At 56.7% G+C, this 16,951-nt stretch carries 17 protein-coding genes; 9 read left to right on the top strand and 8 right to left on the bottom strand.

Annotated elements, in window-relative coordinates; genetic code table 11:
- Positions 1-143 precede the first annotated feature (143 nt).
- The 4 genes from rarD (at position 144) to A7Q03_RS04495 (ending at position 4,721) form a co-directional block, all read left to right on the top strand.
- Entirely contained in the window at positions 144-1,046 is a 903-nt protein-coding gene (rarD, locus tag A7Q03_RS04510) for an EamA family transporter RarD (protein WP_067447730.1), read from the top strand.
- A 144-nt stretch (positions 1,047-1,190) separates the two neighbouring features.
- Positions 1,191-1,715: a hypothetical protein gene (locus A7Q03_RS04505; protein ID WP_067447728.1), complete on the top strand. Its 525-nt coding sequence runs from the start codon at positions 1,191-1,193 to the stop codon at positions 1,713-1,715.
- Positions 1,712-4,111 (top strand): DNA topoisomerase (ATP-hydrolyzing) subunit B, encoded by a 2,400-nt coding sequence (gene gyrB / locus A7Q03_RS04500; protein ID WP_067447726.1) that lies wholly within the window; start codon positions 1,712-1,714, stop codon positions 4,109-4,111. Before A7Q03_RS04505 ends, gyrB begins: the two co-directional genes overlap by 4 nt.
- Before the next feature lie 94 nt (positions 4,112-4,205).
- Positions 4,206-4,721, top strand: coding sequence for a hypothetical protein (locus A7Q03_RS04495; protein WP_067447724.1), 516 nt, complete (start codon positions 4,206-4,208; stop codon positions 4,719-4,721).
- A 53-nt stretch (positions 4,722-4,774) separates the two neighbouring features.
- Here the strand turns inward: A7Q03_RS04495 and A7Q03_RS04490 are convergent, their stop codons facing one another.
- The 4 genes from A7Q03_RS04490 to eno form a co-directional block, all read right to left on the bottom strand.
- Entirely contained in the window at positions 4,775-5,653 is an 879-nt protein-coding gene (locus A7Q03_RS04490) for a YicC/YloC family endoribonuclease (protein ID WP_067447722.1), read from the bottom strand.
- A 66-nt stretch (positions 5,654-5,719) separates the two neighbouring features.
- Positions 5,720-6,592 (bottom strand): DMT family transporter, encoded by an 873-nt coding sequence (locus tag A7Q03_RS04485; RefSeq protein WP_067447720.1) that lies wholly within the window; start codon positions 6,590-6,592, stop codon positions 5,720-5,722.
- Positions 6,593-7,154: 562 nt separating this feature from the next.
- Positions 7,155-7,463 carry a cell division protein FtsB gene (gene ftsB / locus A7Q03_RS04480; RefSeq protein WP_067447718.1) on the bottom strand — a complete coding sequence of 103 codons (309 nt, stop codon included), beginning with the start codon at positions 7,461-7,463 and terminating at the stop codon, positions 7,155-7,157.
- A gap of 14 nt (positions 7,464-7,477) precedes the next feature.
- Positions 7,478-8,764 carry a phosphopyruvate hydratase gene (eno, locus tag A7Q03_RS04475; protein WP_067447716.1) on the bottom strand — a complete coding sequence of 429 codons (1,287 nt, stop codon included), beginning with the start codon at positions 8,762-8,764 and terminating at the stop codon, positions 7,478-7,480.
- 299 nt (positions 8,765-9,063) lie between these two features.
- Here eno and A7Q03_RS04470 point away from each other — a divergent pair, with 299 nt between their 5' ends.
- The 4 genes from A7Q03_RS04470 to A7Q03_RS04455 all read left to right on the top strand — a co-directional run bounded on the left by A7Q03_RS04470 (position 9,064) and on the right by A7Q03_RS04455 (position 12,222).
- Positions 9,064-9,801, top strand: coding sequence for a methionine ABC transporter ATP-binding protein (locus tag A7Q03_RS04470; protein ID WP_067447714.1), 738 nt, complete (start codon positions 9,064-9,066; stop codon positions 9,799-9,801).
- 1 nt (position 9,802) lies between these two features.
- Entirely contained in the window at positions 9,803-10,483 is a 681-nt protein-coding gene (locus A7Q03_RS04465; protein ID WP_067447713.1) for a methionine ABC transporter permease, read from the top strand.
- A gap of 46 nt (positions 10,484-10,529) precedes the next feature.
- Positions 10,530-11,441: a MetQ/NlpA family ABC transporter substrate-binding protein gene (locus A7Q03_RS04460; RefSeq protein WP_067447711.1), complete on the top strand. Its 912-nt coding sequence runs from the start codon at positions 10,530-10,532 to the stop codon at positions 11,439-11,441.
- Positions 11,442-11,805: 364 nt separating this feature from the next.
- Positions 11,806-12,222, top strand: coding sequence for a YidB family protein (locus A7Q03_RS04455; protein ID WP_067447709.1), 417 nt, complete (start codon positions 11,806-11,808; stop codon positions 12,220-12,222).
- 252 nt (positions 12,223-12,474) lie between these two features.
- Here the strand turns inward: A7Q03_RS04455 and folB are convergent, their stop codons facing one another.
- Positions 12,475-12,840, bottom strand: a complete 366-nt coding sequence (gene folB, locus A7Q03_RS04450; protein WP_067447707.1) for a dihydroneopterin aldolase — start codon at positions 12,838-12,840, stop codon at positions 12,475-12,477.
- Positions 12,841-12,897: 57 nt separating this feature from the next.
- On the opposite strand from folB, the gene plsY reads away from it, so the two are divergent.
- Positions 12,898-13,518, top strand: coding sequence for a glycerol-3-phosphate 1-O-acyltransferase PlsY (gene plsY / locus A7Q03_RS04445; RefSeq protein WP_369799382.1), 621 nt, complete (start codon positions 12,898-12,900; stop codon positions 13,516-13,518).
- A 69-nt stretch (positions 13,519-13,587) separates the two neighbouring features.
- Here plsY and hpnE read toward each other — a convergent pair whose 3' ends face one another.
- The 3 genes from hpnE to A7Q03_RS04430 all read right to left on the bottom strand — a co-directional run bounded on the left by hpnE (position 13,588) and on the right by A7Q03_RS04430 (position 16,694).
- Entirely contained in the window at positions 13,588-14,892 is a 1,305-nt protein-coding gene (hpnE, locus tag A7Q03_RS04440) for a hydroxysqualene dehydroxylase HpnE (protein WP_067447705.1), read from the bottom strand.
- A complete protein-coding gene (gene hpnD / locus A7Q03_RS04435) occupies positions 14,889-15,740 on the bottom strand; it encodes a presqualene diphosphate synthase HpnD (protein ID WP_067447703.1) in 852 nt (283 codons plus the stop codon). The genes hpnE and hpnD overlap by 4 nt, the downstream gene beginning before the upstream one ends.
- 105 nt (positions 15,741-15,845) lie before the next feature.
- Positions 15,846-16,694 (bottom strand): DUF2262 domain-containing protein, encoded by an 849-nt coding sequence (locus A7Q03_RS04430; RefSeq protein ID WP_067447701.1) that lies wholly within the window; start codon positions 16,692-16,694, stop codon positions 15,846-15,848.
- Positions 16,695-16,951: the final 257 nt, after the last annotated feature.

The following is a 16,951-nucleotide window of genomic DNA, read 5'->3' as shown; positions in this document are numbered from 1 at the left end:
GTAGCCTTTACCCACGGCACAAATAGGCAAATCATTGCCCTGTTTCTCCTTTCCCACGGTTATTTAAGCAAAACCGCTAAAACGTGCCAAGCGGCACGATGAAGCTTATAATGTTAACTATCTTTAATTCTAGAAGGCTGTATATGTCGAGAATGGCCAAGGGGATTATTGCGGCCGTGGTCTCCAATATTCTGTTCGGCTCGCTGTTTATGTTTGGCCCGTGGATGCGGCCGATGAGCGGCACGGATGTGTTTGCCTGGCGTATCGTGGGCACGTTTGCCTGTGCGCTCTCCATTATGCTGCTCACGTCGGCCAAACACGATGCGGCCAAATTCCTGCACGAAATCGGCGGCAATGTGCGCCGCTGGGCGCTGGTGCTGCTGCCCGCGCCGATTATGATCGGGCAGATTTGGCTTTATATGTGGGCGCCGGTAAACGGCAAGGGCGTGGATGTGTCGATGGGCTACTTCCTGTTTCCGCTTGCGATGATGCTGGGCGGGGTGATGGTGTTCCGCGAGCGGCTCGATCGATTGCAGCTGGTTGCCGTGCTACTGGCTTCGGCGGCAGTGGCACTGGAAATCTGGAACAGCGGCACGTTTTCTTGGGTAACCATTGCCGTGTTCGCCACCTTCCCGATTTATTACATCATGCGCCGCTGGCAAGGCGTTCCGCCACTACTCGGGCTCTTACTGGATTTGATTTTGGCGCTGCCTTTTGTGATTTGGTATCTGGTGATGTATTCACCCAGTCCGGCCATGATCGAGGCTAAGCCGATTTTGCTTTTATTTGCTGTGCTCTTGGGACTCAACGGCGCAGTATCGATGCAGGTCAACCTCACAGCCAACGAGCTTTTACCGGTGGTGCTGTTCGGTATGCTGAGCTATCTGGAGCCGGCGCTGCTGTTTCTGCTTTCGGTGTTTGTGTTGGGAGAGCACTTGGACTGGGTGGCCATGGTGAGCCACAGCCTGATTTGGGCGAGCATCATCGTGATGCTGTATCACGGCATCCAAACCATGCACCGCGAAAAGGCAGAACAGGCTACCTGAAACTATCTGCTTCAATGAAATGAAAACCAGGCTTCCTAAGCGGAAGCCTGTTCTTTTTCAGGCAAAAACGGTCAGGGCGGATGTGTTATAATTGCACGTTAGGTTTCAGGTAGCCTGAGACCCTTTCTTTTAGCACACTCCCTAATGATTACCATAGAAATCCGTTTCAACCGCATCACCATCCGGCACAACGACATCGTAGCGGAGCATTGCGGCACATTCAGCAACAGCCGAATGATTATTGCCGATAGTTTTCAATGGAGATCCGAGCTGATAGCGGCAATAAACAAAGCCGCAGATGAAGGCATTTTCAAACGCAAAAGCTGGGTGATGCCCAAACTGGCAAGGTTTGCCACCGACAACCGGCAAAATAGCCCCATCTGTGTTTTGACGTGTGCGAAACATTGGAAGACGGCTTATCTCACATTAGAATGGAACATTCTTCTGAACACTTTAGCTTGGATTAACCCCAAAAACATAATGAAGCAACTGGAAACGCTGATTCTTTATCAAGGCAAACAGCCCGCTTGCATGCTAACCTTCAAACAAGCCAAGCAACAATCGAAAACCATCGAACAACTGGAAAAAGCCTGCCTTGGTAGCCAAGCCAGCCTCCGCAATTTTTCAAGTAGCCTCAAACTCATTCTCATCACAGCAAAGCAACCATGACAGAACAAACCCAGCAAGAATACGGCGCAGACAGCATCCAAGTCCTCGAAGGTTTGGAGGCCGTGCGCAAACGCCCCGGCATGTATATCGGCGACACCCAAGACGGCTCCGGCCTGCACCACATGGTGTTTGAAGTGCTCGACAACGCAATCGACGAAGCGCTGGCCGGCCATTGCGACAGCATCACCGTGTCTATCAACGCCGACGAATCCATCACCATCGAAGACAACGGGCGCGGCATTCCCACCGGTATCCACCCCAAAGAAGGCCGCTCCGCCGCCGAAGTGATCATGACCATCCTGCACGCAGGCGGCAAGTTCGACAACAACAGCTACAAAGTCTCCGGCGGTCTGCACGGCGTGGGCGTATCCGTAGTAAACGCCCTGTCCGACTGGCTGAAACTCACCATTTGGCGCGAAGGCAAAGAGCACTTCGTAGAATTTCGCCGCGGCGAAACCGTTGCCCCGCTCAAAGCCGTGGCCGATTGCCCGGCCGACAAACACGGTACGCGCGTGCAATTCATGGCCAGCGAAGAAACCTTCGGCGAGGTGCAATACAAATTTGAAACCCTGGCCAAGCGCATCCGTGAATTGTCCTTTCTGAACAACGGCGTGAAAATCGAACTGTTCGACAAACGCGACGGCAAACACGAAAACTTCGCCGAATCCGGCGGCGTGGCCGGCTTCGTCCGCTACACCACTGGTGGCAAAAAACCCTTGCACGACAAAATCTTCTACACCCTCGGCGAAAGAGACGGCATGACGGTGGAATGCGCCATGCAGTGGAACGACAGCTACCAAGAATCCGTGCAATGCTTCACCAACAACATCCCGCAGCGCGACGGCGGCACCCACCTCACCGCCCTGCGCGCCGCCATGACGCGCACCATCAACCAATATATCGAAGCCAACGAAATCGCTAAGAAAGCCAAGGTGGATACCAGCGGCGACGATATGCGTGAAGGATTGGTGTGCGTGCTTTCCGTGAAACTGCCCGACCCGAAATTCTCCTCCCAAACTAAAGACAAACTGGTTTCCAGCGAAATCGCCCCCGTGGTGAATGAAGTGCTCAGCCAGGCGCTGCACGAATTCTTGGAAGAAAATCCGCAAGATGCCAAAATCATTTGCAGCAAAATCGTGGATGCCGCCCGCGCCCGCGAAGCTGCCCGCAAAGCGCGCGAAATCACCCGCCGCAAAGGCGTGATGGACGGCCTCGGCCTGCCCGGTAAATTGGCCGACTGCCAAGAAAAAGACCCTGCCTTATCCGAGCTTTATCTGGTGGAGGGTGACTCTGCCGGCGGTTCTGCCAAACAAGGCCGCGACCGCAAATTCCAAGCCATCCTGCCGCTGAAGGGCAAAATCCTCAACGTGGAAAAAGCCCGCTTCGAAAAAATGCTCGCCAGCCAAGAAGTGGCCACGCTGATTACCGCGCTGGGCACCTCCATCGGCAAGGAGGAATTCAATTTGGAAAAACTGCGCTACCACCGCATCATCATCATGACCGATGCCGACGTGGACGGCGCACACATCCGCACCCTGCTCCTAACCTTCTTCTACCGTCAAATGCCCGAGCTGGTGGAGCGCGGCTACATCTATATCGCCCAACCCCCGCTTTATAAAGCCAAATACGGCAAGCAGGAACGCTACCTGAAAGACGACACGGAAAAAGACGAATTCCTGCTCGGCCTGGCGGTGGACAAAGCCAAAATCGTTTCCGGCGGCCGCACGCTGGAAGGCGCCGAGCTGGAACGCGCCGCCAAGCAGTTCCTCCGCGCCCGCAGCACCATCGAACAGGAAAGCCGCATCATCGACGGCCTCGTGCTGCGCGCCCTGCTCGACACCGCCCCCATTTCGCTCGAAAGCGCCGAAAGCACCGATGCCGCCATTGCCGCCCTCTCCTCCCTGCTGGCCAAAGAAGAAGTGGCGCTGGAACGCCTCGACGGCCACGAAGGCGGCCATTTCATCAAAATCACCCGCCAGCTGCACGGCAACGTGATGGTTTCCTATCTCGACCAAAAATTCATCGACAGCAAAGCCTACCAAACCATCAGCCGCACCGCCGAACAGCTCCAAGGCCTGGTTGAGCCCGGTGCCCTGCTCCAAAAAGGCGAAGCCGAGCCGCAAACCGTAAACAGCTTCGAACAGGCCATCAACATCCTGCTTGCCGGTGCGCAAAAAGGCATGGCCATCCAGCGCTACAAAGGGCTGGGCGAGATGAACGCCGAACAGCTGTGGGAAACCACCATGGATCCGGAAGTGCGCCGCCTCTTAAAAGTGCGCATCGAAGACGCCATCGCCGCCGACAAAGTATTCGTTACCCTCATGGGCGACGAAGTCGAACCCCGCCGCGAGTTCATCGAAACCAACGCCCTGATTGCGCAAAATATTGATGCGTAAAGCAGCGCAGATTTTTCAGGTAGCCTTTCCTACAAAGGCTACCTGAAAATTTAAAACTCCTTACCCCACCGTTCAACTACCACAAGGACACCCCATGCTCCGCCGCCTCACCGCCATCGCCGCCCTCCTCATCGCCGGCCAAACCTACGCCCAAAGCTTTATCGCCGACACCATCCCCTACTCCCCCGAAGCCAAAGTGGCCGACCGCATCCGCCAAGAATGCACCGATTTAGGCGCAAACTTCAGCCGCAAAATCATCGAGCAAGCCAAAGCCGGCGGCATCGAACTGCAGGCCACCGGTGCCGACAGCCTCGCCGGACAGCCCAACCGTCTCGAAGTGCAGATTACCGACGCCCGCAGCTACGGCAGCGCCTTCACCGGCCACTACAAATCCATGCACATCCGCCTCACCCACTACGAAAACGGCCAACAAACCGCCACCACCGAGCTTTCCCGCCGCTCCCTCGGCGGCATGGGCGGCATGTTTAAAAGCTCCTGCTCCGTGCTCGAACGCGTAACCGACACCCTCGCCAAAGACACCGCCGCCTGGCTGAAAAACCACGCTGCCTCCGCAACCCCCACCGCCAGCGAAGCCTCCGGCGCAGTATAAACCTAAAAGGCTACCTGAAAATTTCAGGTAGCCTTTCTTCGTCTGCACAAACATCACTCAATATTCTGCACCTGCTCACGCATCTGCTCGATGAGCACTTTCAGCTCCACCGAAGCCTGGGTGCATTCGGCGGCAATGGATTTGCTGCCCAGCGTGTTGGCTTCGCGGTTGAGTTCCTGCATCAGGAAATCCAGGCGCTTGCCGATACTGCCTTTGGGCTGGCTGCTCACGATGCGGCGCACTTCGGCAATGTGGGTGCGCAGGCGGCTGAATTCTTCGTCCACGTCTGCCTTCTGCATAAACAAGGCAAACTCTTGCTGCAGGCGGTCGTTTTCCACATCGCCCACGGCTTCGCGCAGCCGTTGGCGCACTTTGTCCATATGCTGTTGCAGCAACTGCGGGAAAGCTGCAGCCAAAGCGTCCAGAATCTGCTCCATCTGTTGCAAACGCTGCAGCAGGTGCTGTTGCAGCTGCTCACCCTCGCGGCTACGCGCTTGGTTGAAGGCAGCCAACACTTCGTTTAAGAGCTGCAGCACGGTTTCGTCTAAATCGTCTGCTTCTTCCGCCGGAGCGGCCAGCACGCCGGGAAAGGCAAGGATGTCGCCTACGCCCAAACAGTGGATGCCAGGATGTTTCTTACAGATTTTATTGTTGATTTTAGCCAGCCAGGCAACCAATTTTTTGTTCAGCCGCAATTCTTGCTCGCCGCCGGCCTGCTCGCCGTGGCGCAGTTGGATGCGGCATTCGATTTTGCCGCGTGCAGCGTGGGCCGACACGGCTTCGCGCAATGCCCCTTCGAGGTGGCGCAGGTCTTCTGGCATTTTGAATTGGATGTCGAGATAGCGATGATTGACCGCGCGCAGTTCGATATACAGGCGTTTGCTGCCATGTTCGGCGCTGCCGTTGGCAAAACCGGTCATGCTATTAATCATAATTTTCTCCTTTAAATACAGTGGATAAATTGTTCGCCTTGCTTTCAGGTAGCCTTTAAGCCCCCTTTATTTGCCCTTGGCAAAACTGCCCAATACGCCGGCGCACACGATAACCAGCATACCAATGATTTCATGCCAGCTGGTGCTGTCACCCAACCAGAAAATGCCCAGCAGAGTGGAAAACACCACCGTAAGGTAGGACAGCGAAGCCACCGTGAGCTTGCGCCCCACTTGATAGGCGCGGGTCATCGCCAGCTGGCCGAGCGTACCGGCGGCGCCTAGGCCGAGCAGATAGGGCAGCGATTGGGCGGTGGGCAGCTGCCAGCCGTTGATGCAGGCCAATATGCCCGACATGGCAGTGGCCACACAACAGAAATAAAACACCACTCGCCAGCTGGGCTCGCCCAGCTGCGAGAGTTCGCGCACCTGCAAATACGCCCAGCCGGAACACACGCCGGAAATCAGGCCGATGAGGCCGGCAATCTGCTGCTCGGCGGCAATAGTGGGCTGGAGTAGGATGATGATGCCGCCGAAGCCCATCAAGAGCGCGGCCAGCATTCGCGGGGCAATTCTTTCCTTAAGGAAGATGAAGGAAAGCAAGGCCAAAAACAGCGAAGAAGTGTAATTGAGCGTGATAGCGGTGGCCAGCGGCAGGCGGGTGAGCGCGAAAAACGAAAGCAGGAGCGCCACTGAACCGGTAATGCTGCGGTTGAGGTGCGATTTCAAATAGGGCGTGCGGAAGGGCTTGTTGCGCCACCATTCAGGCAACCCAATAGCCACGAGGCCAAACAGCATGCGCCAAAACACCAGCTCGTTGAAACTGAAGCCGAAACGGCTGCCGGCGGCTTTAGCAAACGCACCCATCAAGGCAAATAGGGCGGCAGAAACCACCATCCAACCAGAGCCCAGGTGGTCACCGCGCAGAGAGAGATTGCTCATAACATTCCAAAAAACAAAATTAATATGCTCAGAAGTGTGATGATGCCACATCCATTATAATGATGGATTAACAAAAATCAGAACAAGGAGACGAAGCAGCAGACAGTACAGATAGTACGGCGAGGCAACGCAGTACTGGTTTAAAGTGAACCCACTATACTTCATACTGCTGCAGCATGCGGGGCACACTAGACGGATTCTCACACATCATGCTTGCGGCAGCCACGTTGTTGATGCATATCTTGCTGCTGAAAATGCCGTCCCAACTGTTGGGCGAAATCTAACAGTTGAAACACTCCCTCCAGCCAGTTGGGCGTGTTCAGCTTAACCACAAATCTTCCTTCTTCCGCTGCTGCCTCAAAATGATACGGCTGCAAACTTTATTTGATTTTATTGATAGTTTGCCACTTGGCAACGGAGGATTGGGCGTCAAGGGAGAAGTCTAGGTAAACAGTTAGGAGCTCCATGATTGCCAGTGGCTGATATTCTGTTTGCTATGGCAGAAATATTTTCAGGTAGCCTCTTGCAGACAGCAGGCTACCTGAAAAACTATTAAAACATATTATTCGGCAACCGTTTCACTCTCTGCCGCTGCCTCGGAAGCGGGCAAAATGCGGTAATACACTTCGCCCGGCCCCACATAGCCCAAATCGGTGCGTGCAATTTCGGCAATGGCATCTTTCCCGGTGCGCAGGTTGTCCACTTCGGCGGCCAAAGCCTGATTGCGCAACACCAGGCCTTGGTTGGCCTGCCGCTGGTTTTCAGCTTCAGCCTCCAGCCGCCACATATCGCGCCAGCCGCCTTTGGCCAGCCACAGATCATGTTGCAGCCACACCAGCGCCACGGCCAGCACCACGGTTACCCATTTCATGTTTCAGGTAGCCTTTAGCGAGCCAAATGGTAAAACGCAGCTTGGCCGGGATAATAAGCAGCTTCGCCCAGCTCTTCTTCAATACGCAGCAGCTGGTTGTATTTGGCCATGCGGTCGGAGCGGGAAAGCGAACCGGTTTTAATCTGCATGCAGTTGGTGGCCACAGCCAAATCGGCGATGGTGCTGTCTTCGGTTTCGCCGGAGCGGTGACTCATCACGCTGGCGTAGCGATTGCGTTTGGCCAGCTCCACGGCTTTCAGGGTTTCGCTCAGGGTGCCGATTTGGTTCACTTTCACCAGCAGGGCGTTGGCAATGCCTTCTTTGATGCCTTCGGCCAGGATTTTCGGGTTGGTAACAAACAAGTCGTCGCCCACCAGCTGCACTTTACCGCCAAGCTTGTTGGTGAGCAGCTTCCAGCCTTCGCGGTCGTTTTCGTCCATGCCGTCTTCAATCGAAACAATCGGATAGCGGGCGGCCAAGTCGACCAGATAATCGGCAAATTCGGCGCTGGAAAGCGCTTTGCCTTCGGCGGAGAGGTGATATTTACCTTCTTTATAAAACTCGCTGGAGGCGCAATCGAGCGCGAGCAACACGTCTTTGCCCGCTTCGTAGCCAGCTGCTTTCACGGCTTCCAAAATCAAATCCAAGGCTTCAGCGTGGTTGCCCAAATTGGGGGCGAAGCCGCCTTCATCGCCCACGGTGGTGGGGAAACCTTTGTCGTGGCAGATTTTTTTCAGGTGGTGGAACACTTCTGCACCGCAGCGCAAGGCCTCGCGGAAGCTGGCAGCACCCACCGGCATAATCATGAATTCCTGAATATCCAGGCTGTTGTTGGCATGTTCGCCACCGTTGATCACGTTCATCATCGGCACCGGCATCGCCATCGGCCCCGCGCCGCCCAAATAGCGGTAAAGCGGCAGACCGGCATCTTCGGCGGCTGCACGCGCCACAGCCATGGATACGGCCAAGGTAGCATTGGCGCCGAAGCGGCCTTTGTTTTCCGTGCCGTCTAATTCCACCAGCACTTTATCGATATAGCTCTGTTCGGAAGCGTCAATGCCGATAATGGCTTGGGCGATTTCGTTGTTCACATGCTCCACGGCTTTCAGCACGCCTTTGCCCAAATAGCGTGCGGCATCGCCGTCGCGCAGTTCCAGCGCTTCTTTTTGGCCGGTGGAGGCGCCGCTGGGCACAGCTGCGCGCCCCATCACGCCGCTTTCCAGCAACACATCGCATTCTACGGTGGGATTGCCGCGTGAATCGAGAATCTCGCGGGCGAAAATATCAATAATGGCGCTCATGCACTCTGCTCCAAAAGGTTAGTTGGCTGAAGAAACGGCGGCTCACCCGCCAAAACGGCAAGATTATACCCGAAACCGGCGGGCTTGAAACACAGCCCGGCAAACAGCTGCTCTTGACAAAACCCACATTTAGGCATTAAATACGCCATCATTATTTACGCCGATTTGATACAGCTTGCGGGCGTTAAAACAGCTAAAGCGTACTATTTATAACACGCACCTCTGTTTTAAGCCCATTGTTGATTCAGTGGGCTTTAAATCTTTGCAGCCGCCGAGTGAGGCGACCATACAACAACATCATGATTATTCTGGACTCAGTTTGTAAAAGCTATCATCACGGCAAAAGCAACCAATTCATGGCCGTGCATCCCTTAAGCCTGAGCATCGACCAAGGTGAGGTGTTCGGGCTGATGGGCTATTCCGGCGCGGGCAAATCCACCCTGCTGCGCCTGATCAACCTTTTGGAACGACCCGACAGCGGCAAAGTGCTGATCGATGGCCAAGACCTCACCGCCATGAATGCCGCCCAGCTGCGCACCGCCCGTCAAAACATCGGCATGGTGTTTCAGCAATTCAACCTGCTCGCCAACCGTACCGTGGCCGGCAACGTGGCCTTCCCACTGGAAATTGCCGGCTGGAACAAAAGCAAAATCAACGAGCGTGTGCGCGAATGTTTGCAAATTGTTGGCCTTTCCGACCGTGCGCAACACTATCCCGCCCAACTTTCCGGCGGGCAGAAGCAGCGCGTAGGCATCGCCCGCGCACTCGCGCCCAACCCCCACGTAATTCTGGCCGACGAGCCCACTTCCGCGCTCGACCCGGCCACCACCCGCAGCGTGCTCGACTGTCTGCAAGACATCAACCGCCGTTTCAACGTAACTATTGTGATCGTTACCCACGAAATGAGCGTAATCCGCCGCCTGTGCCGCCGCACCGCCCTGCTGCATCAAGGGCATTTATTGGAAGTGGCCGACGTACGCGACAAACAGATTCTGGCGCACACCGACATTGGGCGTGAATTGGTACAGGAGGATTGAAATGGGGCAGCAATACTATATTTGGGAAAACCTGATGCGCCTGCGGCCGGAGTTTTACAAGGCCTTCGGCGAAACCGCCATCATGCTCGGCATTTCCGGCATTGTCAGCATCATCATCGGTGGCCTGCTTGGTGTGTGGCTCTACACCACCGGCAAAAATCAGATTTTTGCCAACCGCCGCGTGAACCATATTTTAGGCTTCACCATCGACTTTATCCGCGCCTTTCCCTTCGTCATCCTCATGATTGTGATGATGAAACCCACCCGCATGATCATGGGCACCACATTCGGCCCGGTAGCCGCCTCCATTTCGCTTAGCGTGGCTGCCATGTTTTATTTTGCGCGGTTGGTAGAACAGAACTTGGCCGAAGTGCCCAAAGGTGTGGTGGAAGCCGCGCTGGCTATGGGCGCCAAACCCATGACCATCATTATCAGAGTTTTGCTGAACGAAGCCCGCGCCGGCCTCGTGCGCAGCATTGCCATCCTGATTATTGCTACGCTGGGCACCAGTGCCGCCGCCGGCCTAATCGGCGGCGGCGGCGTGGGCGACCTCGGCATCCGTTATGGCCACCAGCGCTATATGGCCGATGTGCTGTGGGCAGTGGTTGCCCTACTCTCGGCCTTGGTGGTCTGCATCCAAACGCTCGGCAACCATTTGGCTGCCCGTTTAGACAAACGCTAATCCGTTTTTTCCCAACCTATTTATCCATTTATTAAGGAGATACGCAATGAAAGCATTATGGAAACTCACCTGCGCCGCCGTGCTGGGCATGACCCTGGCCGCCTGCGGCGGACAAGATAGCGGCAGCGGTGCACAAGCATCCGCCGCCTCTTCCGGCAGCCAGCCCGCCGCCGAAGCCAAGCGGGAAATCCGCTTCGGCACCACCCCGGGCGACTTTGCCGACATGATTAAAGACCAAATCCAGCCCATCCTGGAAAAACAGGGCTACACTGTTACCCTTACCGAATTCCCCGACTACGTTACCCCCAACCAGGCACTGGCCGAGGGCGCAATCGACATCAACATTTTCCAGCACAAACCCTATCTGGATTCCTTCAAGGCCGAGCACAATCTCGACCTGACCGAAGTATTCCAAGTGCCCACCGCCCCCCTGGGTATCTACCCCGGCAAGCTCACCGCGCTGGATCAAGTGAAAAACGGCAACTCCGTTTCCATCCCCAACGATCCGTCTAACCTCGCCCGCGCTTTGGTAATGCTCGACAACCTGGGTTGGATTAAACTGAAAGAAGGCATTGATCCGCTGCGCACCGCCCGCACCGACATTGCCGAAAACACCAAAAATATCGAATTCGTGGAAATGGAAGCCGCCAACCTGCCGCGCAGCCGCCAAGATGTGGACTTCGCCATCGTAAACGGCAACTATGCTATGTCTTCCGGTATGAAACTGTCCGAAGCCCTGTTACAAGAGCCCAGCTTCTCCTACATCAACTGGTCTGCCGTGCGCACTGCCGATAAAGACGCACAATGGGTACAAGACGTAACTGCCGCCTACAATTCCCAAGAATTCAAAGACTACGCGCACAAACGCTTCGTCGGCTACAAATATCCTGCCGTATGGGGTGAAGGCGCCGCCGCCGCTTCTGCAGCAGCCGCCTCTGGCGCATCTACTGCTAAATAAGCAACGCGGATAAAACCACAGCCGTTTCAGGTAGCCTGAAGCGGCTGTTTTTAATTGAGAAAAAGGCTACCTGAAAGCCTCCGCTTCCGCGAGGCTGAAATGCGGAATGGCATCAGTTTTCAGGTAGCCTACGCCATATCGCGGCCGGGCATGAAACCGGCTTCTCCAGATATCGGTTACCGCCCCGCTATGAAAGGCTACCTGAAAACCGTAGGGCCACGTTTTCTGTCTGCAAACCGTCTTGCCAAACACCCTCTATGAAGCGGTTTTACCATACCGTTCGCTAAATCTAGTTAAGCCCGCCCCCGAGTAGCATAAACTTTGCTACACTGCGCCCATTTTCACTCTAACACAAGGAAAAATCATGACTTTAATGGACAACCTGATGAACGCGGCCAGCCAGATGCTGGGCGGCAAAGACGGCGGCCAAGGCTCGCTCACCGATATGGCGATGGATTTGGTGAAACAGCACGGCGGCGTGAGCAACCTGATTAGCCAGCTGCAACAAGGCGGCTTGGGTGATGCCATCAGCAGCTGGGTTTCCAACCAGTCCGACAATATGCCCGTGTCCGGCAGCCAACTGCAACAAGCGCTGGGCAGCGACACCGTAAACCAGCTGGCGCAGAAATTCGGCGTGGATGCCAACCAGGCAAGCGAGATGCTGGCTAAAATCCTGCCCAACCTGGTAGACCACGCCACCCCCAACGGCAGCGCGCAAGACGCAGACGGCTTCGGCCTGGATGATGTGGCTTCCATGCTGCTGAAAAACTTTATGAAATAAACCAAAAGCCGTCTGAATGTTCAGACGGCTTTTTTAGTTGTGAGGCTACCTGAAAGCACAGCTTAGGCGAAATTTAAACGGCGAGATGGTAGAAGCCGGCGCTCCATACTGCGTTAGCCCGCTTAGCAGAGGGGGAAATACTTTGGCTATAGCGGATTAAAATCAGAAGGGGACAAGGCGGCGAGCCGCAGACAGTACAACCAGTACGGCAGGCAACGCCGTAGCATTCTGATCTTAATCCACTATATCTTTTCAGGTAGCCTCTGCCCTGCCCCGCTCCATCACCACGCCCACCGATGCCACGCCGGGCAGGATGCCGGGTTTCACCGCCTTAATCCGCACGCTCTCGCAGGAAGGGAAATGCTTGAGCAGCAGCTGCGCCACATAGCCTGCCAGCGCTTCCAGCAGGAAAAACTGCTGGCCGGCCAAAGCTGCCGTTACCAGCTCCGCTGCCTCGGCGTAGCTGATCGTATCGGCCACGTTGTCGCTCTTTTCCGCCGCGCCCAAATCGGCGCAGATGTCGATATCCAGCAACACGGTTTGCGGCTGGCGGCGTTCCCAGTCGAAAACGCCGATTAGGGCTTGGGCTTTTAGGCCGTGCAGAAAAACGGTATCCATGCTGTGCTTGTCCTCGTGATAGAATCCGGCTCGTTTGTTTGAATGTGAAAAAATCTTATGGCTGACATCTTGTCTGTGTGGGGCTTGGCCGCCGTGGTCGCCGCCTACTTAATCGGCTCGCTCTCGTTTGCCGTTATCGTATCCAAATTCTACGGGCTGGACGACCCGCGCAGCTACGGCTCGGGCAATCCGGGCGCCACCAATGTTTTGCGCAGCGGCCGCAAAAAAGCCGCCGCGCTCACGCTCTTGGGCGACGCGCTCAAAGGCCTGGTGGCCGTGCTGCTTGCCCGATGGCTGCAATCACATTTCGGCCTGGCCGACGAAGTGGTGGCCGCCGTGGCGGTGGCAGTGTTGGTAGGGCATATGTGGCCGCTGTTTTTCGGCTTCAAGGGCGGCAAAGGCGTGGCCACCGCGCTGGGCGTGCTGCTGGCTTTGTCGTGGCCGGTAGCACTGATTTGCGCGGCGGTGTGGCTGATCATGGCCTTCGGACTGAAAATTTCCTCACTGGCCGCACTCACCGCCACCGTAATCAGCCCGCTAGCCGCCATGTTCTTGGTGCAACAGCCTTCCTGGCAGGCGGCCATTGCCGTGATTGCCGCGCTGGTGCTGCTGCGCCACCGCAGCAATATCCAAAACCTGCTCAGCGGCAAGGAAAGCAAAATCGGCTCGGGCAAATAGCAGCGCTACCTACCCGATAGAGGCTACCTGAAAAGTTTCAGGTAGCCTTTTGTTTAAATAGCATGGTTTTTAGTCAGCTTGCTCCCACCCCGCATCTTTCAACAGCAAAGCCGCGGCCTGCCGGCCGCTTTGCACGGCAGCTTCCAGCGTGGCGGGGTAGCGCGGGTGGAGGTAATCGCCGGCGAGATAGATATGCTGATGGCGTAGCCAGGCAGTGGGGATGGCAGGGTTATCGGTGCGGCTGGCGGCGGTGGCGCGTTTTTCGGTGATGACCTGGGCGGCACCGGGGCGCGGCAAGTGCGGGCAAACGCGCCGCAAATCGTTCTGCACGCGCCTGATCCACTCTTCGCGGCCAAGTTTGCCGTATTGGTCGGACAGGGAAATCACGGCGGATACTTCGCCGCGCCCGAAGCCGAGCGCATCGCGGTCGATAAACCATTGCGCCGTGCCTTCGGCCAGGCCGGTAATCGGCGCGGGCAGCTCGGGCGCAACGGGATAACACAAATACACGGTGGTGATGGCGTGGTAGGCCAAGGCATCCAGCGCAGCAGCAATCTCGGGCGGGGCGGCTTCTGGCAGCAGGGGCGGCACATGATAGGGCGCAACGGCCAACACGGCGGCATCAAAGGTTTCGCCGTTCACCAACAGGCTACCTGAAAGCGTTTGTTCAATCTGCGGCACGCGCGTTTCCAGCCGGATTTGTGCGCCGTATTTTTGCAAGCGGCGGCACACCGGCTCAGCAAACAGCTGCCCCAAATCCTGCTTGGGCAGCAAGAAATCGCTGGCTGCGCGCTCCGCCCACACTCCGTCGCGCAGCACGTTTTGCAGGCGTTGCAGCGAAGCTTGCTCCAAAGCGGTGTTCATCGCGCCCCACACCAAAGGCTGCCAAAACTGCTGCTGCAAACGGTGCGACACTTGCTGCTGCCGCAGCCAGGCAGCCACGGGAACGTCTTCCACCAAGCACAGGCCTTGCAAGGCGCGCATCTGGCGCAGCAGCGCCATTTTCTCACCCCAACCGATACCGCGTGCGCCCAGCACACCGAAAAGCAAATGCAGCGGCGCACCCAGACGGCGGGCGGCAAATTGCAGGCCGTCGGCCAAATGCCATTGCAGCGGCAGGCGCAAAAACGCCTCTTCTTCGCGCACGCCGCAGCGCGCCAGCACATCCAACACCTGCCGATACGCGCCCACCAAAATATGCTGGCCGTTGTCGGCATGGGCAAAACCGCTGCCGCCGCCCAACGCGCGGGCGCGGCCGCCGCACTGCCGCCCGGCCTCAAACAGGGTAATTTGCGCCCGACCGCACAGCGCTTCCGCCGCCGAAAGCCCCGCCCAGCCGCCGCCGATAACCGCCACACGCGGCGCGGCGCTCACGGCTTAAACCCCAAGAGCCAGGTTTTCAGGGCAATCCGTGCCTTGCGCGGCTTCGGAATCGCCAGCTTGTAGCGCAGCACATTGGCCGCGCCGTCGCGCTCGATTTCGTTTAAAAGCGCGTAGTAGATGGCGGCCATCACCAGCCCGGCCTTTTGGCCACGCCGCTCGGCGGCGGGCAGCAGGGCCACGGCTTCGCGGTAGGTTTGGCGGGCACGGGCTACCTGAAAAGCCATCAGCTCGGCAAACGCTTGGCTGTTTCGGCGTTGCAGCAAATCGGCAGCGGGCACGTTGAAGCGCTGCAAATCTTCCACCGGCAGGTAAATCCGCCCGGCCACCGCATCTTCGCCCACGTCGCGGATGATGTTGGTGAGCTGCAGGGCCAAGCCCATTTTATCGGCATAATCCAGCACGGCGGCATCTTGGAAACCGAGGATGCGAGCAATCAGCCGCCCCACCACCCCGGCCACGCGCTGGCAGTATTGCTGCAAGGCGGCGAAATCGGCATAACGCGCCGGGGTTAAGTCCATTTCCACGCCGTCAATCACGGCGGTCAATTCGTTTTCAGGTAGCCCGTAGGCCGGCACCACTTCGCGCATGGCCTGGTTGACCGGATGCTCCGGCAAGGCCGCGCCGTGAAACACCTTGGCCGCATCCTGCCGCCACCAAGCCAGCGTTTGCGCCGCCACGGCCGGGTCGGCGCAATCGTCCGCCACGTCGTCGAGCTCGCGGCAATAGGCATACAGCACAGTCATGGCGCGGCGTTTTTCCGGCGGCAGAAAGCGGAAACCAGCCAGAAAACTGGAGCCGCTCTCTTCGGCTTTTTGATGGCAGTAGTCGTAGGGGGTCATAAAATTGTAATAACCTAATGTATAGTCAAACTTTAAAGGCTACCTGAAAACGCGAGCTTCAACGAAGCTAAAACGAGCACCGCGAGTTTCTGCGGAGCGAAAACCTCAGCCCGCAATATACGCATCATCCGGCTCGCCGTCCTTCCCGCCTTCCACCAGAATCACGTGCCCGAAAAACAAATCGCCATCGTCGTAGTAGGCAGTGAACCCATCCTCCTGCAATGCGAGCTCGGACAATTCGATACAACGCGCAAACGCTTCAGCATCCAGGCTTTCCGGCGGCACGACTGGTTCATCGGTTTCCTCCTGCCAGTTTACCGCGTCTTCCAGCAGCTGTTCGGCGGCAAAACGTCGCCAGCGGCGGTCCTGTTCGGCAGCTTGGCTGTGCAGGCGTCGCAATAGGGAGAGGGCTTGATTAGCGCTTTCTTCATGGCCGGCATCGACATCAAGCAAAATATGCACTTCCTGCCCCAGCCAATCGGCATGGCCTTCAAAGCTGGCGAAATCGCGGTTGAGGGTAAATTGGCCGATGCCCGGCTCGTTCAACACCACCGGCGTCAGATAATGCTCCAGCTCGGCCTGCAAGGCGGGCGAATCCAGGTTTTCTTCCAAGATTTCCAACAGCATAAAGCAAGGCATGGAAAAGTCTCTGTCTTCACGCTGCGGCCGCACGCGCAGGCGGTAGATGCAGTTGGGGCGCAGGGAAAAGCGGTAGTGTTCGGGGGCGGTACTTTCCACCAGCCATTCGAGCCGCACGGTTTGGCGGTGGCATTGGCCGTCGGCATCGATATAGGCGGCACAATGGCGGCTGGCCGTCCACAACACATCGCGCCCACCCTTGCCCGCACCGCCGCCGCTACTGCTGTCGGTAAGCACCAGGATTTCCTGCTCCTGCGGCTGGTAGAGATTATCGAAGGTTTGCTGCTCTTGGCAGATACATTTTTTGTTACTCATCACTTGGTCTCCTGAGGGAAAGGCTACCTGAAAACGGAGCTTCAACGAAGTGGATCAGTGTTTTCGTAACTAAGGCTGAATTGCTGCGTGGTGGTATAGTAAATTAAAATAAAAATGGGACAAGGCGGCGAGCCGCAGACAGTATGCGTAATACAGCTAGGCAAGCCAACGCAGTAGCATTCTTATTTTAATTCACTATAAAAGGCACATTATCCGGTTTTCAGGGCTACCTGAAACCACCCTCCTCCACCAAACCA

This window comes from Eikenella sp. NML99-0057, from assembly GCF_001648535.1.
GTDB classification, from domain to species: Bacteria; Pseudomonadota; Gammaproteobacteria; order Burkholderiales; family Neisseriaceae; genus Eikenella; species Eikenella exigua.
Note: the sequence above shows the minus strand (reverse complement) of the source record. Positions and strands in the feature narration are given on the sequence as shown.

Excerpts from the sequence above, each read along its gene's own strand:
- rarD (WP_067447730.1), top strand. The coding sequence starts at position 144 with ATGTCGAGAATGGCCAAGGGGATTATTGCGGCCGTGGTCTCCAATATT.
- A7Q03_RS04505 (WP_067447728.1), top strand. The coding sequence starts at position 1,191 with ATGATTACCATAGAAATCCGTTTCAACCGCATCACCATCCGGCACAAC.
- gyrB (WP_067447726.1), top strand. The coding sequence starts at position 1,712 with ATGACAGAACAAACCCAGCAAGAATACGGCGCAGACAGCATCCAAGTC.
- A7Q03_RS04495 (WP_067447724.1), top strand. The coding sequence starts at position 4,206 with ATGCTCCGCCGCCTCACCGCCATCGCCGCCCTCCTCATCGCCGGCCAA.
- A7Q03_RS04490 (WP_067447722.1), bottom strand. The coding sequence starts at position 5,653 with ATGATTAATAGCATGACCGGTTTTGCCAACGGCAGCGCCGAACATGGC.
- A7Q03_RS04485 (WP_067447720.1), bottom strand. The coding sequence starts at position 6,592 with ATGAGCAATCTCTCTCTGCGCGGTGACCACCTGGGCTCTGGTTGGATG.
- ftsB (WP_067447718.1), bottom strand. The coding sequence starts at position 7,463 with ATGAAATGGGTAACCGTGGTGCTGGCCGTGGCGCTGGTGTGGCTGCAA.
- eno (WP_067447716.1), bottom strand. The coding sequence starts at position 8,764 with ATGAGCGCCATTATTGATATTTTCGCCCGCGAGATTCTCGATTCACGC.
- A7Q03_RS04470 (WP_067447714.1), top strand. The coding sequence starts at position 9,064 with ATGATTATTCTGGACTCAGTTTGTAAAAGCTATCATCACGGCAAAAGC.
- A7Q03_RS04465 (WP_067447713.1), top strand. The coding sequence starts at position 9,803 with ATGGGGCAGCAATACTATATTTGGGAAAACCTGATGCGCCTGCGGCCG.
- A7Q03_RS04460 (WP_067447711.1), top strand. The coding sequence starts at position 10,530 with ATGAAAGCATTATGGAAACTCACCTGCGCCGCCGTGCTGGGCATGACC.
- A7Q03_RS04455 (WP_067447709.1), top strand. The coding sequence starts at position 11,806 with ATGACTTTAATGGACAACCTGATGAACGCGGCCAGCCAGATGCTGGGC.
- folB (WP_067447707.1), bottom strand. The coding sequence starts at position 12,840 with ATGGATACCGTTTTTCTGCACGGCCTAAAAGCCCAAGCCCTAATCGGC.
- plsY (WP_369799382.1), top strand. The coding sequence starts at position 12,898 with ATGGCTGACATCTTGTCTGTGTGGGGCTTGGCCGCCGTGGTCGCCGCC.
- hpnD (WP_067447703.1), bottom strand. The coding sequence starts at position 15,740 with ATGACCCCCTACGACTACTGCCATCAAAAAGCCGAAGAGAGCGGCTCC.
- A7Q03_RS04430 (WP_067447701.1), bottom strand. The coding sequence starts at position 16,694 with ATGAGTAACAAAAAATGTATCTGCCAAGAGCAGCAAACCTTCGATAAT.